Source organism: Iodobacter sp., assembly GCF_025352645.1.
Taxonomy (GTDB): Bacteria; Pseudomonadota; Gammaproteobacteria; order Burkholderiales; family Chitinibacteraceae; genus Iodobacter.
Map to the genome: position 1 here is coordinate 1 of NZ_JANXSO010000141.1, position 19,553 is coordinate 19,553.

A 19,553-nucleotide genomic window follows, 5' to 3' on the forward strand; every position below is an offset into this window, starting at 1 on the left:
ACGGTTTCTGGGGAGATTTCAACCAGAGTGTCATCAACGGTTGGCAAGGTGACTGCAAAGCTGGTCACTCCGGCTGGCACGGTGATTTTGCCGGTAGCAGCATCATAGGTCACACCATTGCTAAAGGTGGCTGTGCCGTAATCGGCAGTGCTGGCCGTACCACCACCGAGGCTGAAGGCATAGCTTTCAACCTTAGTCGTAGCGGTGCTGAGGGTAACGTTGAAGACAAGGTTGTTACCTTCCACCACATTGTCATCCGCAATACCTGGATTGCCGACTTCGATCTTGCTAATCACGGGATCATCAACGGGTGTAATAGTCAGTGTCAACGTGCTACTGCCCGTGCCGCCTAGTGGGTCAGTTACGTTGTAAGTGATAACGGGAACCGGCCCGTCGTAGTTGCTTTCTGGGGTAAAGGTGTAATCCCCGTTGGGTGCAATCACCAAAGTGCCTACGCCGGGGATGATGGCTGGCTGGCCTGTGGTAAACGTGCCAGTTAGGCCTGCAATGGTAAAGCCCGTAACCTTTAAAGCGCCATCTGGATCGCTATCGTTGGTTAATACATTGCCTGTTGCTTGGGTGTCTTCCAATAGGGTTGCGGTATCTGCTTGTAACTTTGCCGGATCATCAACAGGTGTAATGGTGATAGTTAAAGTGCTGCTGCCTGTCCCACCCTGTGGATCGACCACATTGTATGTAATTACTGGTACGGAGCCGTTGTAATTACCAAGGGGAGTAAAGGTGTAATCACCATTAGCCGCAATCAACAAGGTACCCACATTCGGAATGCTAGCAGGCTGCCCAGTTGTAAACGTGCCAGTCAGGCCAGCGACAGTAAAGCCTGTTACCGTTAATGCGCCATCCGGATCGCTATCATTGCTTAATACATTACCCGTTGCCGGAGTATCTTCGGCTGCCGTGGCCACATCGGCTTGTAAATTTGCGGGGTCATCAACGGGGGTAACGGTGAGCGTTAAGGTGCTGCTGCCGGTTCCGCCAACAGGATCAATCACGCTATAAGTCACTACCGGCACTGGCCCGTTGTAATTGGCGACAGGTGTAAAGGTGAAATCACCATTGGGCGCAATGACCAAGGTGCCTACATTAGGAATTGTTGCCTGCTGGTTTGGAGCAAAGGTGTCAGGTAAGCCCGCAACCGTAAAGCCTGTAACAGTGAGCGGGCCATCAGCATCACTATCATTACTGAGTACATTGCCAGACGCGGGGGTATCTTCTGCGACGCTCACTGCATCTGCGCCCAAAATGGATGGATTTGGGCTGGGCTGAATAGGTAATGCGCCTACAAGAGGCAGATCTGTTGTGCCTAAATCAGAACCCGCAAAATTAAACGCCAGCGGATTTACACCTTCAGCAATTCGCCCCAACTCAACAAAGGAGTGGCCCTCTCCAGCGCCCCCAGCGCCCCCCAAACCCGCAGCGGTTGCTTCTAATTCAGTGGTCAAATCTTTGCCGCTGGCAATTGCCGCAGCAATTTTATCTGTTGAAGCATTTAGATCGGCAATGGCCGCTGATGCGGTATCAACGGGGGTTGTGCCCAGCATCTGAGCATCTACCTGTACCGTGCGATCCCCACCAATTTCTAGCAGCTCGCCATTGGGCATCAACAGCTGCACTCGCCCATCTGCTGAGGTAACAAAAATTTCATTCTCATTCAACTGCTGGCCTTCTTTTAAAGGCACAGACTTCCCAGTTGCATCTCGCAAAAAAACGCTACCATCAATATGAACAACGGTAACGTTGGGTTTGCTTGTACTAATTTGCTCGGCCATGATAGGTCAACCAGTGAATAAGTTAGGCTTCAGGCTAAGCTTATTCATGCGGCATTCCTACTGTACCTGAGTACAGCAGCAAGGGCCGCTGGTCAGAAAAAAACCCCGTATAAACGGGGCTACTCTGACACACAGCTGCAATGTAAATATTGCTAGCGTATTCCCTTAGCCAGCAGCGTAAGTTGTAAGCGATCATTAACATGCAGCTTTTCAAATATCAAGCTGAGGTGAAATTTAACTGTACGCTCAGTAATACCCAACTCACGGGCAATTTCTTTATTTGCACTGCCACTAGCAGCTAAGGTGGCCACTTCACGCTCCCGCTCTGTCAGTGGCCCCATCCAAGCCTGAGTATCTTTGGGTACAAATAATTTATGCATCGAGCGAATCAGCGCCTGCAAAATAGCCGGCCCTGCCCAAACCCCACCTGCAGCCACCACATTAAGAATAGCCTGCAAAGACTCACTGGCAGCATAGGCATGGCAATAGCCCCGCGCGCCCGCCGTTAATGCGGCTAGGTGCTCTGCATCGCTGGGTGTTGAGCTTAAAAAAAGCACCTGATTAGACGCTGTATATGTAAGCCAACTGGCATCGCTCAATGCTGGCAAGGTAGGCAAGGCTAAATCGATCAGCACCACACTACCGCTAAGCTGGCTTAATGCAGGCAAAGAATCCAGCCTTAGGAACTCTTGCTGAGTACCCTGCTGGATGTGTGCAAACAAAGAGATATCGGCAGTTAAAATGGAGAAGTTCATCGCTCAGTCAACGCATTAGATTTTGCACGGAGTACCGGTTTTAACAGATAGGAAAGCACTGTTTTTTTACCAGTTAAGATATCAACCTCAGCGACCATGCCAGGGATAATAGGTAGTTTTTTCTCTCCTGCTTTCAAGAAGCTGGCATTAGTCCTTACTTTAACAATATAAAAAGCGTTACCTTTTTCATCCACAACGGTATCTGCGCTGATGTGCTCTAGCTTGGCATCCAAGCCACCGTAGATAGAAAAATCATAGGCTGTAAATTTCACAATTGCTGTGGCGCCAGGGCGTAAAAAGGCAATATCTTTCGGCAAGATCCTAGCTTCTAATAGCAGCGCGTCATCCCCAGGTACCACTTCAATAATATCTTTACCAGGCTGCACCACGCCACCCACGGTATTAACTTGCAATTGCTTTACAGTACCATTCACTGGCGAGCGTATTTCTGATTGCTTTACTCGATCCGCGAGGGCAACGCTGCCTTCCGTTAAGCTATTGAGCTTGCCCACTGTTTCGCCCAGCTCCGAACGCGCGACGTTTCTGAAACTAAGCTCAACCTCACGAATCTTACTGCCAGCCTCAGACATGGCCGATTGAATACGTGGAATTTGCGAGCCTGCAGAATCACGCTCGCCCAAATAACGCGAAACATCACGCTCTAGACGTAAAATTTCTACATCAGAAACGGCACCACTCTTCAGCAAAGGCTTAGTGGCTTCCAGCTCACGCAAAGTCAGCGCATAGCCTTGGCCTGCTTGTTCGCGGCGAGTACGTGCTTCGTTTAGCTCCTGCCCACGTTGCACCAGTTGCTGCTGTGCGCCACTAATCAAAGCATTCATTTCAGCACGGCGCGATTCATACAAGCCACGCTCTTGAATCACGATTTCTGGCGCTTCGGCCTGTACTTCGGCAGGCACTACAAAATCTTTACCCGAAGCCAGAGCTTCCAGCCGCGCCGCTTTGGCTTTCAACGACAAATACTGCGCCCGATTTTCTTTTAATGACGACACAAAGCGAGTTGGGTCAATCGTAATCAGTAATTGTCCTACCTTAACCTGCTGACCTTCTCTAACTAAGATAGCCTTTACAATCCCGCCATCTAAGCTTTGTATCACCTGAATCTGCCGTGAAGGAATCACCTTGCCTTCACCGCGTGTGACTTCATCAATTTTTGCCAAACTAGCCCAAAGCAGCACCACCAGCACGGTTAAAGCGGATACCCAGACCAAGATCCTTGCACCACGCGAGCTTTGCTCAACAATCACCCAATCGGCATCGGCAATAAAATCGTTATGATCAACGACATCCGCAGCTTCGCCTCTGAATAAATAGCGATCAAACCAGTGCGAACTTTTGCTCACTACGGTCTGCCATTTTTTGCGCCAAAATGTAGGCTTAACGGTTTGCATCTCCATCATCAGCTCGTCCTACCTATTCTGCCCTGCTGCAAGGCTTCAATCACCTGCGCTTTCGCGCCGTCCGCAACCACTTGCCCTTGATCCAACACAATCAAACGATCGACCAAATCCAGCAAAGACGTGCGGTGCGTCACCAGCAATAAGGTTTTTTGCGTGACATAAGCCTTCAGGCGCGCTTTTAGTTTTTCTTCAGAAAGGTGATCCATGGCACTGGTTGGCTCATCCAGCAACAGCATTGGTGGGTCATTCAATAAAGCGCGAGCGATCGAAACCGCTTGCCGCTGGCCGCCGGATAAGGACTCACCCCGCTCCGCAATTAGCATATCAAAACCACGTGGGTGCAGATCTGAGAACTCCTTCACCCCTGCTAAATCCGCCGCAGCCAAGATACTGCTGTCGTCTGCAAATGGCGCGCCCATCGCTATGTTCTGGCGCAAGGTGCCATAAAACAAGATGGGTTCTTGTGGCACATGACCAATTGCACGGCGCAATTCGGCAGGATCGATTTGCCGAGTATCTACGCCATCAATTAATACAGCCCCTTCGGTTGGGTAGTAGAGGCCAAGGATCAGTTTTTCGATCGTGGTTTTGCCTGAGCCAATCCGGCCAATAATGGCCATTTTTTCACCGGATTTAAGCTTAAATGAAACATTATTAAGTACTTTTTCATCACTACCGGCATAGGCAAAACTAACGTTTTTAAATTCAATATCACCCCTGAACGATTCGCGATGTAAGAAATTACTATCTTGCGGGCGCTCAACCGGCAACTTCATATGAGATTCAATTCCCGCCAACGAGGTGCGCGCATTTTGGTATTGCATCAACAAGCCAGCCACCTGCCCAAGCGGGGCTAAAGCACGGCCAGATAACATAGAGGCGGCAATAATCCCCCCCATGGTGACCATGTTTTCGGTAAGTAAATACACCCCCACAATAATCACAACCACACTCACCAATTGGCTAATAAACGACGCAAAATTCACCGTTGTTGATGAAAGTAATTTAAGTTTTGAGCCCACTTGGGCCAAGAAGTGCGTTGACCGCTCCCAGCGACGTTGAAACTCGCTCTCTGCGCCCATCACCTTGATGGTTTCTATCCCAACCAAGCCCTCAACCAAAGTGGCATTGCGCTGTGCGGATGCCCGCTGAGTTAACTCAACCATTTCGCGCATTTTATCTTGGGCCAGCAAGGTAAACCCCACCACCAGCACAATGCCAACCATGGCAGGCACCGCCAACCACGGTGAAATCCACATCATCACCAGCAAGAAAATCAGCACAAAGGGCAAATCAACCAAGGTGGTAATCGATGCGGAGGCGATGAAATCTCGTACCGATTCAAAAGCGCGCAAATTAGCCACAAAAGAGCCCACCGAAGCGGGTCGCGCCTCCATGCGGATTCCGAGCACTCGTTCCATAATCAATGCAGATAAGGTCACATCAATACGCTTAGACGCCACATCAATAATATGGCCACGGATCGTTCGCAATAAGAAATCAAACGTTAACACGGCCAAAGCGCCAATCGCCAACACCCACAGTGTTTCTAAAGCATGGTTGGGCACGACCCTATCGTAAACATTCATCGAAAACAGCGGCATGGCCAGCGCCAGCGTATTAATCAGTAGCGCAGCCAATAGAGCGTCGCGGTATAAACGCCAATTATCTTTAACTACGCTCCAAAACCAATGGCGGCCTCGCACCGAGCCATGCTCTGGTGCGCGGGCTTCAAATCTAAATTTAGGGCGAACAAAAATAACGATGCCGGTGTGAACAGCCTGTAATGCCTCAGCACTGATCAGCTCGGAGGATTCACCCGTTTCAGGAAAGCATACCCGTGCCATGCCGTCATCCAGCCACTCCAGCAGTAAGCAAGCGCCTCGATCTTTAAGCAGTAAAATAACGGGGAATAAGCTGGTGGGTAATTCATTCAAGGCACGGCGCACCACTCGAGCAGATAAGCCTGCTCTAGCTGCAGCCCGTGGCACGAGGGATGGCGATAAGAGGTTATCGCTCAGGGGTAAGCCAGCAGATAAAGCCTCACACGTCCAAGGGGAGCCATGAATGCGTGTAAGCTCGGCCAAACAATCTAAAAGGGGATCAAAGCGGCTTTGATGCTCACCCACACGCCAATCAGGGCGGTCAGAAGCTTTCGAATGGCTGGGATTGGACTCGCTCATACCTGAATTTCGTTTTAGTAGTTATGAAAATATATTCTACGCAGATTGTAAGCTAAAACATATACATTACTTAATTAACACTAATATATAAGTAAATGATTACATTTGCTTTAATCAAGTAATACTTTTCCAGGATTCATAATTCCTGCCGAATCAAACGATTGTTTAATGCTTTTCATTAATGCCAATTCCAACGGATTTCTGTATTTAGCCAAATGCTGGCGCTTTAATTGGCCAATCCCGTGTTCTGCACTGATACTACCGTTATGCTTTGCAACGCAAGCGTAAACAATATCATTCACCATAGGCTCATCTGAGTAAATCGCTGCAGTTTTATCCGATCTAAATACGTTGTAATGCAAATTACCATCACCCAAATGACCAAAAGCAATAATAGCTGCATCACTTAAAACCGCCACCAACTCTTGGCCACATTCTGTTAAGAAGTCAGGAATACTGCCTACTGGTACGCTAATGTCATGCTTAATACTTACGCCTTCTCTACGTTGAGCCTCAGGGATATGCTCTCTTAACTGCCAAAAATCTCTGGCTTGCTTACTGTTTTGTGCCAATAAAGCATTTTCACAGCCCAAAGAGACCAGTACCCCCGCTAATTGATCACTCAACACCTCGCTGCTACCCCCATCAGATAGCTCTAACAACACCGCCCATTCAGGCAAAGGTTTAAAAGGGTGAGGCAAGCTAGGACATTGCTTAGCCAGCAGCTCAAAACAAGGTTTGGAAATCAGCTCAAACGAAGTCACTCGGTCCCCCACCGCGGCCTGTATACCACGGAGTAACTCCACCGCTGCGGCAGGATGATCCAAGCCCACCAAGGCCGTTGCATGCGCCGTGGGCAAAGGATAAAGCCGCAGTACCGCACGGGTAATTACGCCTAAAGTGCCTTCAGAGCCAATAAACAGCTGCTTTAAATCATAACCAGTATTGTCTTTTCTGAGCCCGCGTAAACCATCCAACACTTCACCATTGGGCAGCACCACTTCCAAGCCCAAGGTCAGCTCACGCATATTGCCGTAACGCAGCACATTCACCCCACCCGCATTGGTCGCCAAAGCGCCGCCCATGCGGCAAGAACCAGCTGCGGCCCAATCAGCAGGAAACAAGCGATTTGCCGCACGCGCAGCCGCCTGCACATCGGCCAAGATGGCCCCTGCTTCCACAATAATGGTGTTGTTATCACTATCTACCTTGAGCACTCGGTTCATGCGCTCTGTGGATAAAACCAGCGCCTTCCCTGATGCATCAGGCGTAGCAGCACCACAAAGGCTGGTGTTTCCCCCTTGCGGAACAATTGCCACGCCGTGCTGAGCGCAAAGCTTAATCACGGCCGCCACTTCTGCTGTGTTGCGTGGCCTCGCCACCGCCAACGCTGCGCCTTGATAACGACGGCGCTGATCTAGGCAATAAGCCGCCGTATCCTTGCCACTTAACACGCCTGCCGTATCAAGCAATAGGCGTAATTCATCTAAAAAAATATTCACAAACAAAAATCCTGCCGTTTTGCATGCGCACTGATCACCCGCTGAAAATGCCCAGGATCTTTGGCATAGGTCATTTCACCGGCCGCAGGCTTATAAAAATCATATAAACGCGATACCCAAAAACGCAGCGCTGCAGCGCGCAATACCAAGGGCCACGCGGCAATTTCATCTAAGCTTAAGGGCCGAATCGCCTGATAACCTTGCAGCAATGACCTTGCCCGCGCCTGATCGATATCGCCTGATTCCGTTACGCACCAATCATTCAGCGTAATGGCTAAGTCATAGACCAAGGCATCATTACAGGCATAGTAGAAATCAATAAAACCGCCCACACGATCGCCATTAAGTAAGACGTTATCGCGGAATAAATCTGCGTGAATCACGCCTTGGGGCAAGTGATCGAAACGATGCTCGACCTGTAAAGCCAACTCGGCGCGCAATTGCTCAGCCTCATCCGCCTGCATCAAGTCAAATAACTGTGGTGCGGTGGCATTCCACCACATTGGCCCACGTGGATTGGGCATCTGCTGCTTATAACTACGCGCAGCCAAATGCATTTGCGCCAACATTTCACCCACTTCAGCGCATTGGTTTGCGCTAGGCTCATCCACCACCGTGCCAGGTACGCACTGCACCAGCAGCGTTGGCCTGCCATTTAACTCATCAACGTATTGATCTTCCAGATTAGCAATCGGTGCAGCAACCGCAATGCCATGATGGGCCAGATGCGCCATCAAATTGACATAAAACGGCAATTCATCCGCCGCCAAGGTTTCAAACAAAGTCAGTACATAGCGGCCATGCGTGGTGGTCACAAAGTAATTGGTGTTTGTGATCCCAGCGGCAATGCCTTTAAGCTCAAGCAAGCTGCCAATGGAGTAACGCTTTAGGAAGGGACCGAGGTCTTCCATTGTCACGGTGGTAAAAACTGACATAGATTTGGCTCAAATGGGCATTCTTAAACTAGTTTTTCATCCACGAAAAATCAAACAATAGGCAGACCACTCAATGCACAAACAATGGCTTGATTTAATAAGCCGCACCGCAAATCAAACTTGGGTGCAGCCCGTGGATCAGCTCATTTAGCTCAAGAATTTGCATTAATATTTTTCGTGGATTTTATGTTGTTCGTGGACTCAAAATGAAATGACTTACACCATCAAAATTCAAAAATAACCCAGCGGGGTACAGATAAATTGCTGCCACCCAAATCGTCACTGCGATCAAAACGCCCTTGCCCTTCTTTATCGATCAAGAAATAAGGCTTACCCACTTTAGGCGTTACTTTCATCATGTAAAGTTTACCTTTTAAGCGATACTCAGCAATGGTTGCGTCAGATTTTTCGATCACCTTGATTTCTGGCTCATCGAGCACTTTTGCCTCGCTTCCCTTGGCGGGCAAAGGCGGTGGCGCATCACTTGGTGACGCAGCAAAAGCATAACTACTCAGTAATAGACTAAGCAAAATCAGGCGCATGGTGGTTTCCTTGTTAAAGTCGATACTGGAGTCTGAATTATTCTTTACACAGGCAAGCGCTAATTAGACGTCTTTTATCATGGGATACATCGTACAAAGCTGACATATAAACACAGCGGCTTAAGCCTTATAATACGCTGGATTCAAAGCATTCTAATATCAACCCGAACACTGGAAAGGGGTAAGCCCCCCAGTGTTTTCGTTTTTCTTACACTTAGTATAGAGAGTTTCATCGCATGGCGACCCTGCTTTTAATTGACGGCTCTTCCTACCTCTACCGAGCCTTCCATGCGATCCGCGATTTGGCGGCTCCCGATGGCACACCCACTAATGCCCTCTATGGCTTTGTGAATATGCTGAAAAAGCTACGTCAGCAAACTCCTGCCGATTATATAGCCTGCGTGTTTGATGCCAAGGGTAAAACCTTTCGCGACGATTTATACGCCGAATACAAGGCGCAACGCCCATCTATGCCTGATGAATTGCGGGTGCAAATCGAGCCGATTCATGCAGCAGTGAAAGCCTTTGGCATTAAGATTCTGATGGTTGATGGCGTAGAAGCTGACGATGTGATTGGCACGCTAGCAAGCTGGGGTACAGAGCACGGTATTACTACCATCATGTCTACCGGCGATAAAGATATGGCGCAGTTGGTTAATCAATACGTGCGAATTGAAAACTCGATGACCGAAGAAGTGTTAGATATCGAAGGCGTGATTAATAAATTTGGCGTGCGCCCTGAGCAAATTGTCGATTATCTGGCACTGATTGGCGACACCGTGGATAACGTACCCGGCGTGCCCAAATGCGGCCCCAAAACCGCACAAAAATGGCTAAGTGAATACCAAACGCTGGATGCCATCGTTGCCAATGCCGACGCCATCAAAGGCGTAGTCGGTGACAACCTGCGTAATACGCTGGAATGGCTGCCGATGGCTAAACAGCTGGTCACCATCAAATGTGATCTGGATTTAAGCAGCGAGCTACCGCAGCAATTTACCGATCTAACACCACAGGCAGAAGACTGGGACACGCTGCTGGGCATTTTTCGCAAAGCCAACTTCAAAACTTGGATCCGCGAGGCAGAAAGCAAGCTCAGCGCCGCAGCGGCCCCTTCCAGCGCTGATTTATTCAGCGCTCCAGCCAAGCCTGCCGCAGCAGCGGAAAACATGAGCGAGCCAGCCCCTGTTGAGCGCCACTACCAAACCATCCTCAGCCAAGAGCAGTTAGATGAATGGCTGGTACAACTGATGGCCGCCGAGGTGGTTTCGCTAGATACCGAAACCACCGGCCTTGACGCGCTAAATTCACAAATTGTTGGTATGTCTTTTTGCATTAAAGCGGGCCTTGCCGCGTATTTGCCCCTTGCTCACCGTGGGCCAGATGCAGTTGAGCAACTGCCGCTAGATGCCACGCTGGCTAAGCTAAAACCTTGGTTAGAATCCGCAGATCACAAAAAGCTTGGCCAGAATTTAAAATTCGATCAGCATATTTTTGCCAACCACGGCATTGCACTGGCTGGCGTTTCTGACGACACCATGCTGATGTCTTATGTACTGGCCAGCTTTGAGAAACACAATATGGATGCGCTAGCCGAGCGCGAGCTGGGCGTTGCCACCATTAAATATGAAGAACTCTGCGGCAAAGGGGCTAAGCAAATTGGCTTTGATGAAGTAGCCGTAGAGATTGCCAGCACTTACGCCGCCGAAGACGCCGACATCACCTTGCAACTGGCCCACGCCATGCTGCCACGGCTGACTGGTGGGCTGGCCACGGTTTACCGCGATATCGAAATGCCATCGCGTGCGGTGCTGTTTGAAATGGAGCGCACCGGCGTGCTGCTCGATAGCCAGAAGCTCAATCAGCAAAGCCACGAAATTGGCCTGCGCTTACTGGCACTTGAGCAAAGCGCTTACGATTTGGCAGGGCAACCCTTTAATCTATCCAGCCCTAAGCAAATTGGCGAGATTTTCTTTGAACAGCTCAAGCTGCCCGTCATTAAAAAAACCCCTAAGGGCGCGCCCTCTACCGACGAAGAAGTCTTGCAGGAGCTGGCTAAGGATTTTCCGCTGCCCAAGGTATTGCTTGAACATCGCTCGCTTTCCAAACTTAAATCCACTTACACCGACAAACTGCCGCTGATGGTGAACCCGCGCACTGGCCGCGTTCACACTAGCTACAACCAAACCGTCGCCGTAACTGGGCGCTTAAGCTCTACCGAACCTAATCTGCAGAACATTCCGGTTAAAAGCCTAGAAGGCCGCAAGATTCGTGAAGCCTTTATTGCGCCTAAAGGCTGGCAAATAATGTCTGCCGATTACTCGCAAATTGAGCTACGCATCATGGCGCATTTATCCAGCGATGAGGCGATGATTGCTGCGTTTACCTCTGGGGAAGATATTCACCGCACCACCGCCGCCGAAGTGTTTGGCGTAGCGCTCGATCAAGTCAGCAGCGAGCAACGCCGCTACGCCAAAAGTATTAACTTTGGTCTGATTTATGGCATGGGCGTATTTGGCCTAGCCGCGCAACTCGAAATCCCGCGTGACGCCGCAAAAAACTTTATCGATCGCTACTTTGCCCGTTTCCAAGGCGTGGCCATGTATATGGAAAACATTCGCGCCAGCGCCAAAGAGCACGGCTATGTAGAAACCGTGTTTGGCCGCCGCCTATGGCTACCAGAAATCAAATCATCCAATGCGGCCCGCCGCGCCGGAGCAGAACGCGCCGCAATTAACGCCCCAATGCAGGGCACGGCGGCCGATTTAATCAAGCTGGCGATGATTAATGTAGCGGACTGGATTAAGGCCGAAGGCCTGCAAAGCAGATTAATCATGCAGGTACACGATGAGCTGGTACTGGAAGTGCCCGACGCTGAAGTGGCAATGATGCGTGAGCAATTGCCGATTAGAATGGCGCAAGCGGCAGAACTGACCGTGCCCTTGCTGGCCGAAGTAGGCGTAGGCATGAATTGGGAAGAAGCTCACTAAATCTATTTGCCCTCTTTTCCTCAATCGGACGAGTATGCCTCTTGCTCAATAGACTCTGTGTAGATGGATTTCTTGAGTATTGGGTTTGGTTTTTGAATGGGTAGGGCGAGTGAAACCCACGAGCCATGCTGAATAAATGCGCGGGTTTCACCCGCCCTACGCTATTTATAATGAGATTGAGCAAGAGGCCATAATTAGGTAATCGGAAGAGAGGGGGATGACAAAAGCAGCTAAATTGCTATCAATAACAACGCTCACTTTGTCAGCCCATAGTAAATAGTCTAAAGTCCAGCTAAAGCATCAAATTACACGGTACTAAACGGCACATATAAATCAATGACAATAATCCATTCCCATTTCAAGCAAAATATAAGCTGGCAATTGCTATGCGCGGCGCTATTGCTAATTATTGAGCAACCTGCGGCGGCCCTTACGCTTGGGGAATTGACGATTCAATCATCGGTTGGCCAGCGTTTTAAAGGCTTTGTCACCTACCAACTTTCCCCTGAAGATGGCTTGGCAGAAGACTGCAGCAAGCTAAGTGTTATTGCTGCAAATAATGATTTACCAGGGCTAGGCCCAGCCTCGCTACGCCTGCAAAGTAGTGGGCGCAGCGGACGAATTTTAATTCAAGCGGCCGAATCTCTATTTGAGCCAGTAGCCAGCTTTAGCCTCAAGATGGAATGCAAAGGACAACAACTACAGCGTAGTTACACCGTCTTTTTAGACCCTGCGCCAATCAATCTCCCGAGCATTGCAGAAGAAACGCATCCAAACAAAGCGATAGCCACAGTCGCACCAAAGCACCCACGCACAGCTAGAGCCAAACCCGCTCCAAAGCTCAATACCGAGCCAAGCACAACGGCCACCAAAGCGCCTAAATCGCTAGATGCTACCCACGCATTACCCCCTCTACCCTCTACGGGTGGCCAGTTACGGATTGAGAGCGAGCTAAACAGCAAAAACGTAGCGCCCGCCGTACTTAGCCCTGAAGATTTACAAACTAAAATTGCGATGATGCAGAGCCTGCAAGAGCAGCTGCAATCAGAAATGATACGCCTACAAAAATCGATGCTCACCCTACAAACACTGGCTGGGGGCCAAAGAGCGGCCAGCAGTATTATTAGCGCGCCTGAAGCTAGCTTAAATATTGATCATGCAGAAGAAGCTGCCACACCTAAACCCAGCACCAACAGTACCCCGCTTCCTGCCCCAACCGCCATTCAAAGGCACCCCGTCGAAGCAGCTAGCAGCAACTGGTGGATGACCTTAGCACTCGCCCTCTTAGCAGCCGTTGCAGGCGGCTGGATCTGGCTGCGCCGTAAGCAAAAACAAAATGCTTGGGAGGCCGATTCCGATAGCAGCATTTCTAGCCTACACCGTAGCAATATCAAACCCAGCCCAACTGATCCAAAAGAGGAACACTCTATCTTCAGGCATAGCCAACTGTTTCATGGCGGGATTGAAGTTCAAGAGGAAGATGGCAGCGCCACGCTAGAACGCGCACAATTATTGGTTGCCCAAGGTGAAACAGACCAAGCTATTGAGCTTCTGTATATCACCATTGATGAAAACGAAGCTGAAACAGAGCCTTGGCTACTGCTATTCCGTGTTTTGCGCCAACAAGGCATGAAAACCGAATACGCACAACTTGCCAGACGCTTCCATGATCTCAGTAATGATGCGGAAGACTGGGCCTTGGTTCGTAATATTGGCTACCGACTCGATCCTGAAAACCCGCTATATAGCGTGCCTGAAGACGTCGTGCCACATGCTGAAGAAGAGCCATCGACTGCTCCTCTGCCGCTAATTCCAGCGCCTATAGAAATTGAGCAGCCCTTAGATATCACGCTGCCTGCCAAACTGGCTGAGCCAGAAGAAATCCCTGTAGAAATTGAGTCGCAGCGGCCACAAGACGCCATGTTGATGGAGTTTTTAACCGCCCCAGCAGAAAACAACGAGCACAACACATCCAGCTCAGAAAATTCACCCTTGCAAATTATCTCGCTAGATTTGCCACCACTTGAGTTTGCACCGCCAGCAATAGAGGAAAACAGCCCGCTTGATCTTTCTTTAATTGTTGCCGAAGAAGAAATCATCGAAGCTTCTACAGCAGCTAACGATGCTGAGGAGGTTTTTGAAGAGATTGATTTAGTGGAGCTCGATATTGAGCTGCAACCCCCACTGTCTTTTTTTGAGCCGCATAAAAAATAAGCGTCAAACTCCAGCAGACAGCCCACAGGCGGCTAATGATAGAATGCGCCCTTGTATGAAAAACTCAAGGAATCGCAAGTGATACTGCCTACTCGCCTCGTTATCGCAACTCGTGAAAGCCCGCTTGCACTCTGGCAGGCTAACCATATCAAGGCGAAGCTTGAGGCGCTCTATCCAGAGCTAATCGTTGAGTTGCTAGGAATGACTACCCAAGGCGACCGGATTTTAGACGTCACTTTAAATAAAATCGGTGGCAAAGGTTTATTTGTTAAAGAGCTAGAAACCGCGATTGAAGAAGGCCGTGCCGATCTGGCCGTGCACTCCATGAAAGACGTGCCTATGCTCTTGCCCACAGGTTTTGCACTGGCCGCTATTGGCGAGCGTGAAGATCCCCGCGATGCCTTTGTCTCAAACCAATATCAATCCTTAGATCAACTGCCTGCTGCTGCCATCGTTGGCACGTCTAGCCTGCGCCGTGAATCACAACTGCGCGCTCGTTTTCCGCACCTAACCATCAAGCCCTTACGTGGCAATGTAGGCACACGCTTAGGCAAATTAGATGCGGGTGAATACGACGCCATTATTCTGGCTGCATCCGGCTTAATTCGGCTGGGATTAGGCGATCGAATCAAAAGCGCAATTGCCCCAGCAGATAGCCTGCCATCCCCAGGACAAGGCGCACTCGGTATTGAGATTCGTAGTGATAGGGAAGACTTAAAAGCGCTGCTTGCACCACTAAACCATGCCATCACAGCAGCCTGTGTCACGGCAGAGCGCGCCTTATCGCGCCGCTTGGGTGGGTCTTGCCAGATTCCACTGGGTGCTTTTGCAGAAGAAGATGATGGCTTTTTGCGCCTGCGCGCCTTTATTGCCAACCCAGATGGCAGCGATATTGTGTACGCCGAAGCCAATGGCTCACTCGCCGCCGCCAATGGTCTTGGTTTACAAGTTGCTGAATTACTCTGCACCGAAGGCGCAACTGAGATCTTAAAAAACCTAGCCGCTGCGGCTTAGCACTAGCAAGGCTTTGCTGGGTTGGGTTGGGTGCTTACCCGCCTCAGGCGATTTATCTTGCATGGCATTGACTAACTTGATGCATATAGGGCTGGCTATTTGTCCACGCTACATTTCTAGGGCATCACGATGAGCCAAACTCTTCAAGGTCTGCGCCTGTGGGTAACGCGCCCCAGCCAGCAAGCTGCCGGCTTAATCAACCTACTCATTGAGGCTGGTGCAGAGGCGGTAGCAATGCCACTACTGGAAATTGCCCCCGCCGCCGATCCAGCCCCGCTAGCGGCGGCATTAGCCAACTTAGCGCAATTTGATCTAGCAATCTTTGTTAGCCCGTCGGCGCTGGATGCGGTAGTTTCGCAATTACCGCAGTGGCCAAAAAATTTACCCGTTGCCGTAGTTGGCCCAGGTAGCGAACGCCGAGCTAAAGAACTAGGCATGGAACAAATTATCTGCCCAAGCAGTCAATTTGATAGTGAGGGCTTATTACTTGAGCCCGCCATGCAAAGCTTACAAAATAAAAAAGTAGTTATATTTCGCGGCAATGGTGGGCGTGAATTATTACCCAATGCCTTACAAGAGCGGGGAGCACTGCTCACTGTGATCAGCGCCTACCAAAGACAACCGCCCCGCTTTGATCTAGCACGCTTAAATGCCGAATTAGCCACAGGCTGCGATGGCATCGTCATTTCTAGCTCAGAAGCGGCGCAACACTTATTTCAGCTCGCTGGAGATGGTGCGCTGCAAGCGTTACAATCACGCATATATTTCGTGCCTCATCCGCGCATTGCAGAGTCACTGATCGCTTTAGGTGCCAAACAAATAGAACTAACAGATGCGGGGGATAGCGGTATTTTGCGTGGCCTACATCAGCACTTCACCCTTCCCCGCTAGGAAACAAGACTAAGATGACTCAGGATACTTCTCAAGAATCACTCTCTGCGGCGCTGCAAACTCCCAGTCGTCGTTTTATTCCTCAAACGGCCATTGTGCTCAGTGCTGCCGCCTTAATTGCCGCTGGCAGCGTATGGCTGTACCAACAGCAGGCAATGGAGCAGCTCAAGCTCGATGTAAGCCGCCAGCTGGCCGGCAATAAAACCAGTACCAGCCAACTGACGCAGCAACTCACCGAAAATACTAAATTACAGCAGCAGTTTGTCGGCAAACTGGCTCTACTTGAAGCCAAGCAAGCTGAATCGCTGAATCAGCAGCAAGCCCTCAATAATATGTATGAGGCGCTGACGCATAACGAAACACACCGTGCCCTCTCCGAAATAGAACAAATCTTAGGCTTTGCCAGCCAACAACTGCAATTGGGCGGCAATATCAATGGTGCCCTGCTGGCTCTGGCCAATATCGATCAAAAACTCACTCAGCTCAATCGCCCAGAGCTGATCAGCCTACGCCAAAGTATTACCCGCGACATTGATACGCTGAAAGCACTCCCTTATGTGGATACGATTGGTATTAGCGCCAAGCTCGATAGCCTGATCTCAGGCCTAGATGACTTACCTTTAGCTATTGATAGCTATCGCCAGGCCCCACCCCAAGCCAAGGAATCTGTTAGCAGCAGCGCATTTGGGCGTTTTTCTGATGATCTTTGGCACCAGCTTAAGCAGCTGATTCAAATTCGCCGGATGGATAAACCAGAAGCCATGTTGCTATCCCCAGAGCAAGGTTTTTTCCTGCGCGAAAACATTAAGCTCAGATTATTAGACGCCCGCACCACGCTGATGCTAAAAGACGAAACCAGCTACCGCAGCGATATTGCTGCCGCGCTACGTTATTTAGAGCAATACTTCGATCAAAAATCACCCCAAACCGCTACCTCTATTGCCACGCTCAAGCAACTGGGATCGCAAGATTTAGTGATTACCTTGCCTGAGCTTGGTACTAGTTTGGCCGCCGTTCGCAGCGCGCGCACGATTGCAGAAAGGGCTAAGCAATGACCACGCTTTGCCGCATCAGCTTTACGCACACCTTTACGGCTACACCAAAGGCTACCCGATGAGAATCCTATTTTGGATCATCGCCCTATTTGCGCTGGCAGTTGGCCTGACCCTATTTGCCCAGCTCAATACCGGCTATGTACTGCTGTTTTTACCGCCTTGGCGTATTGAAATATCGCTAAATGTATTCGCCATGCTGACCTTGGCAACCATTACCTTGCTGTATTTATTACTAAAGCTAGTGGCTGAATTTGGCGGCTTGCCACAACGAGTTAAGCAATACCGTGAACGTCAGCAAAGAGACGCCTCCATTCAACTAGAGCGTGAAGCGCGCTTAGCCTTTTTTGAAGGCCGCTACCAACGCGCTGAACGGCTGGCTGGAGAGGCGCTCAATAATAGCGAGAACAACGATGCCTTCGCCGTGAATGCACTGTTGGCCACGCGGGCTGCGCATCAAATGCGTGATTTTGCCCGCCGCGATCAATACCTAGAAAAACTTCAGCAGCGTTTTGGCAATCAACACTTATCTGCAGCCATGATGGCAGCGGAGCTTTATCTGGATGAGCGCCGCTATAGCGACGCGGGTAATGCCCTAGCTGCGGCAAGGCAAATCTCACCCAAGCTCACCGCCGCTTTGCAATTAGAGCTGCGTTTACGCTTGCGTGAAGAAAATCCTGACGCTATTTTACGCTTGGTAGAGCAGCTGGCTAAAAGCGAAGCCGTGGATGCAGAGCAAGCAAGACGCATCCGTAATCAAGCTTATTTGCTAAAACTTAAGCAGCAGCCTTTATCCAGCCAGCAATTGCAAGACTGGTGGCATAAGCTGCCAAGTGGCGATAAAACCCTACCACAGCTGTTAGAAGCCGTAGTCGACAGCCATAAGCAGCAAGGCGAGCCTGCTTTTGCCCGTACCTTGATCGAAGAAACGCTACGTAATGAGTGGTCGAGTACTTTAGCGGGGCGCTATGGCTCACTTGGCTTAACGGGGGAGGCTTTGATCTCTCAGCTACAACAAGCTGAATTATGGCTGAAGCAGCACCCTAAAGATCATTTGCTACTACTGACTCTGGGTAGGCTGTGCCGTGCAAGCGCACTATGGGGCAAGGCGCAAACCTATCTAGAAGCCAGCATTGCTGTACATCCTACGGCGGTTGCCCATGCAGAATTGGCGGAATTATTAGATTCGCTGGATAAAAATGATGCGGCTAGCAAACATTACCGTGCCAGCTTGGCCTTGGCCCTACCGCAGGCTAGCTTACTGTAGCTAAGACTCGCCCCAACAAAAAACGGCTGCATCTTGCAGCCGTTTTGCTTATTTCACCGTTTGTTTTTTCGGTGGAGCAGACCGTTTAGCTTCATCAGATAAAGTAATCCACGCAAAGGGCGAGGCACTCTTATTGCGCTCAAAGAAATTAGGTAGAGCTGAAGCATCACGAACAGGAACAACGGGTTTACGGACTTGCGTATGAATTAGCATTTTAATGCCCCCGAGTAAGTTGCAATAGCATATTACTGGATGTTAACACAATACATTGGAATAACTACCCATTAATTGACTTAAAACAAGCTATTAGCTGTCCATGACAGTAACACAAAATACATATAGATAAACAATTTCTTACTTAGTCCAATTTACACAGTAAGAAATAACCTAAACTGCCATAAAATCAAGCAAAAGCCCTTAGTCTGCCCTTAGCCAAATCAAAATCACTAGAAAATACTTACAACAAATCAGGTGACATCACCGCCCGCAATAAGTAGCTTATTTGCCCAACTCTCACCCGCCTTTGTAGCCACCAACAGCCGCCACGACGCACATTCCAATCTAATTCTTTGCCAGCCATAAGCACCGCCGCCACATGTCCAAGCTCATTTTGGTGGCCAACCAAAACCAAAACCTTACCCGTTTCACGCGGCCAATTACTCACTTCTAAATAAGCAGCGGCGCGTGCGCCAGGATTAAGCCTTGCATCAATATTAAATTGCTTACTTAATGCCCTAGCGGTTTCCTGACTCCGCAACGCTTCACTAGCGATCACCGTGAGCGCAGCACCATCTAAACGTTTATTCAACCAAGCCGCCATTTTTTCGGCTTGCTTGCGCCCTTTAGCCGTTAGCGGACGAAGTAAATCGTTTTCGCCCTCCTCCGCTTCGGCATGCCGCCACAAAATTAAATCCACAAACTACGCCTTTATACGATGGAATAAACAGGACTGGCCCGCCCCACAAACATCACTGGCCTAGACTCACACCCCTGAAAC

15 protein-coding genes are annotated in these 19,553 nt (G+C 49.7%); 6 read left to right on the forward strand and 9 right to left on the reverse strand.

The window, feature by feature from the left end; all coding sequences use genetic code 11:
• The 7 genes from Q0R17_RS16170 to Q0R17_RS16200 all read right to left on the reverse strand — a co-directional run.
• On the reverse strand, positions 1–1,790 hold a 1,790-nt coding region (locus tag Q0R17_RS16170), incomplete at its 3' end, for a retention module-containing protein (RefSeq protein ID WP_293936742.1).
• A gap of 152 nt (positions 1,791–1,942) precedes the next feature.
• Entirely contained in the window at positions 1,943–2,545 is a 603-nt protein-coding gene (locus Q0R17_RS16175; protein WP_293936745.1) for a response regulator transcription factor, read from the reverse strand.
• Positions 2,542–3,966 (reverse strand): HlyD family type I secretion periplasmic adaptor subunit, encoded by a 1,425-nt coding sequence (locus Q0R17_RS16180; RefSeq protein WP_308446364.1) that lies wholly within the window; start codon positions 3,964–3,966, stop codon positions 2,542–2,544. Before Q0R17_RS16180 ends, Q0R17_RS16175 begins: the two co-directional genes overlap by 4 nt.
• On the reverse strand, positions 3,966–6,149 hold the full coding sequence (locus tag Q0R17_RS16185) for a type I secretion system permease/ATPase (RefSeq protein ID WP_293936748.1): 2,184 nt from the start codon (positions 6,147–6,149) through the stop codon (positions 3,966–3,968). Before Q0R17_RS16185 ends, Q0R17_RS16180 begins: the two co-directional genes overlap by 1 nt.
• Before the next feature lie 110 nt (positions 6,150–6,259).
• A complete protein-coding gene (locus tag Q0R17_RS16190; protein ID WP_293936751.1) occupies positions 6,260–7,651 on the reverse strand; it encodes an FAD-binding oxidoreductase in 1,392 nt (463 codons plus the stop codon).
• Positions 7,648–8,586 (reverse strand): homoserine kinase, encoded by a 939-nt coding sequence (locus Q0R17_RS16195; RefSeq protein ID WP_293936753.1) that lies wholly within the window; start codon positions 8,584–8,586, stop codon positions 7,648–7,650. Before Q0R17_RS16195 ends, Q0R17_RS16190 begins: the two co-directional genes overlap by 4 nt.
• A gap of 224 nt (positions 8,587–8,810) precedes the next feature.
• Positions 8,811–9,128, reverse strand: coding sequence for a DUF2782 domain-containing protein (locus Q0R17_RS16200; protein ID WP_293936755.1), 318 nt, complete (start codon positions 9,126–9,128; stop codon positions 8,811–8,813).
• 236 nt (positions 9,129–9,364) lie between these two features.
• Between Q0R17_RS16200 and polA the strand changes: the two genes are divergently transcribed.
• The 6 genes from polA (at position 9,365) to Q0R17_RS16230 (ending at position 18,556) form a co-directional block, all read left to right on the forward strand.
• The gene (polA, locus tag Q0R17_RS16205; RefSeq protein WP_293936757.1) at positions 9,365–12,118 is read left to right on the forward strand and encodes a DNA polymerase I; all 2,754 of its coding nucleotides are present in this window, start codon (positions 9,365–9,367) and stop codon (positions 12,116–12,118) included.
• A gap of 336 nt (positions 12,119–12,454) precedes the next feature.
• On the forward strand, positions 12,455–14,332 hold the full coding sequence (locus tag Q0R17_RS16210) for a FimV family protein (RefSeq protein WP_293936759.1): 1,878 nt from the start codon (positions 12,455–12,457) through the stop codon (positions 14,330–14,332).
• Positions 14,333–14,410: 78 nt separating this feature from the next.
• Complete coding sequence (gene hemC / locus Q0R17_RS16215; protein ID WP_293936762.1) at positions 14,411–15,346, forward strand: hydroxymethylbilane synthase; 936 nt, start codon at positions 14,411–14,413, stop codon at positions 15,344–15,346.
• A 129-nt stretch (positions 15,347–15,475) separates the two neighbouring features.
• A complete protein-coding gene (locus Q0R17_RS16220) occupies positions 15,476–16,237 on the forward strand; it encodes a uroporphyrinogen-III synthase (protein ID WP_293936764.1) in 762 nt (253 codons plus the stop codon).
• Positions 16,238–16,251: 14 nt separating this feature from the next.
• Positions 16,252–17,292 (forward strand): uroporphyrinogen-III C-methyltransferase, encoded by a 1,041-nt coding sequence (locus Q0R17_RS16225; RefSeq protein WP_293936767.1) that lies wholly within the window; start codon positions 16,252–16,254, stop codon positions 17,290–17,292.
• Positions 17,293–17,350: 58 nt separating this feature from the next.
• Positions 17,351–18,556: a heme biosynthesis HemY N-terminal domain-containing protein gene (locus Q0R17_RS16230; RefSeq protein ID WP_293936769.1), complete on the forward strand. Its 1,206-nt coding sequence runs from the start codon at positions 17,351–17,353 to the stop codon at positions 18,554–18,556.
• 48 nt (positions 18,557–18,604) lie between these two features.
• Here Q0R17_RS16230 and Q0R17_RS16235 read toward each other — a convergent pair whose 3' ends face one another.
• Both Q0R17_RS16235 and Q0R17_RS16240 read right to left on the reverse strand, forming a co-directional pair.
• The gene (locus Q0R17_RS16235) at positions 18,605–18,769 is read right to left on the reverse strand and encodes a hypothetical protein (protein ID WP_293936771.1); all 165 of its coding nucleotides are present in this window, start codon (positions 18,767–18,769) and stop codon (positions 18,605–18,607) included.
• A 244-nt stretch (positions 18,770–19,013) separates the two neighbouring features.
• Positions 19,014–19,472 carry a histidine phosphatase family protein gene (locus Q0R17_RS16240; protein ID WP_293936773.1) on the reverse strand — a complete coding sequence of 153 codons (459 nt, stop codon included), beginning with the start codon at positions 19,470–19,472 and terminating at the stop codon, positions 19,014–19,016.
• Positions 19,473–19,553 lie beyond the last annotated feature (81 nt).

Bases quoted from the DNA above. Each gene is read 5' to 3' on its own strand.
- Q0R17_RS16175 (WP_293936745.1), bottom strand. From the start codon at position 2,545: ATGAACTTCTCCATTTTAACTGCCGATATCTCTTTGTTTGCACACATC.
- Q0R17_RS16180 (WP_308446364.1), bottom strand. From the start codon at position 3,966: ATGATGGAGATGCAAACCGTTAAGCCTACATTTTGGCGCAAAAAATGG.
- Q0R17_RS16185 (WP_293936748.1), bottom strand. From the start codon at position 6,149: ATGAGCGAGTCCAATCCCAGCCATTCGAAAGCTTCTGACCGCCCTGAT.
- Q0R17_RS16195 (WP_293936753.1), bottom strand. From the start codon at position 8,586: ATGTCAGTTTTTACCACCGTGACAATGGAAGACCTCGGTCCCTTCCTA.
- Q0R17_RS16200 (WP_293936755.1), bottom strand. From the start codon at position 9,128: ATGCGCCTGATTTTGCTTAGTCTATTACTGAGTAGTTATGCTTTTGCT.
- polA (WP_293936757.1), top strand. From the start codon at position 9,365: ATGGCGACCCTGCTTTTAATTGACGGCTCTTCCTACCTCTACCGAGCC.
- Q0R17_RS16210 (WP_293936759.1), top strand. From the start codon at position 12,455: ATGACAATAATCCATTCCCATTTCAAGCAAAATATAAGCTGGCAATTG.
- Q0R17_RS16220 (WP_293936764.1), top strand. From the start codon at position 15,476: ATGAGCCAAACTCTTCAAGGTCTGCGCCTGTGGGTAACGCGCCCCAGC.
- Q0R17_RS16225 (WP_293936767.1), top strand. From the start codon at position 16,252: ATGACTCAGGATACTTCTCAAGAATCACTCTCTGCGGCGCTGCAAACT.
- Q0R17_RS16230 (WP_293936769.1), top strand. From the start codon at position 17,351: ATGAGAATCCTATTTTGGATCATCGCCCTATTTGCGCTGGCAGTTGGC.
- Q0R17_RS16235 (WP_293936771.1), bottom strand. From the start codon at position 18,769: ATGCTAATTCATACGCAAGTCCGTAAACCCGTTGTTCCTGTTCGTGAT.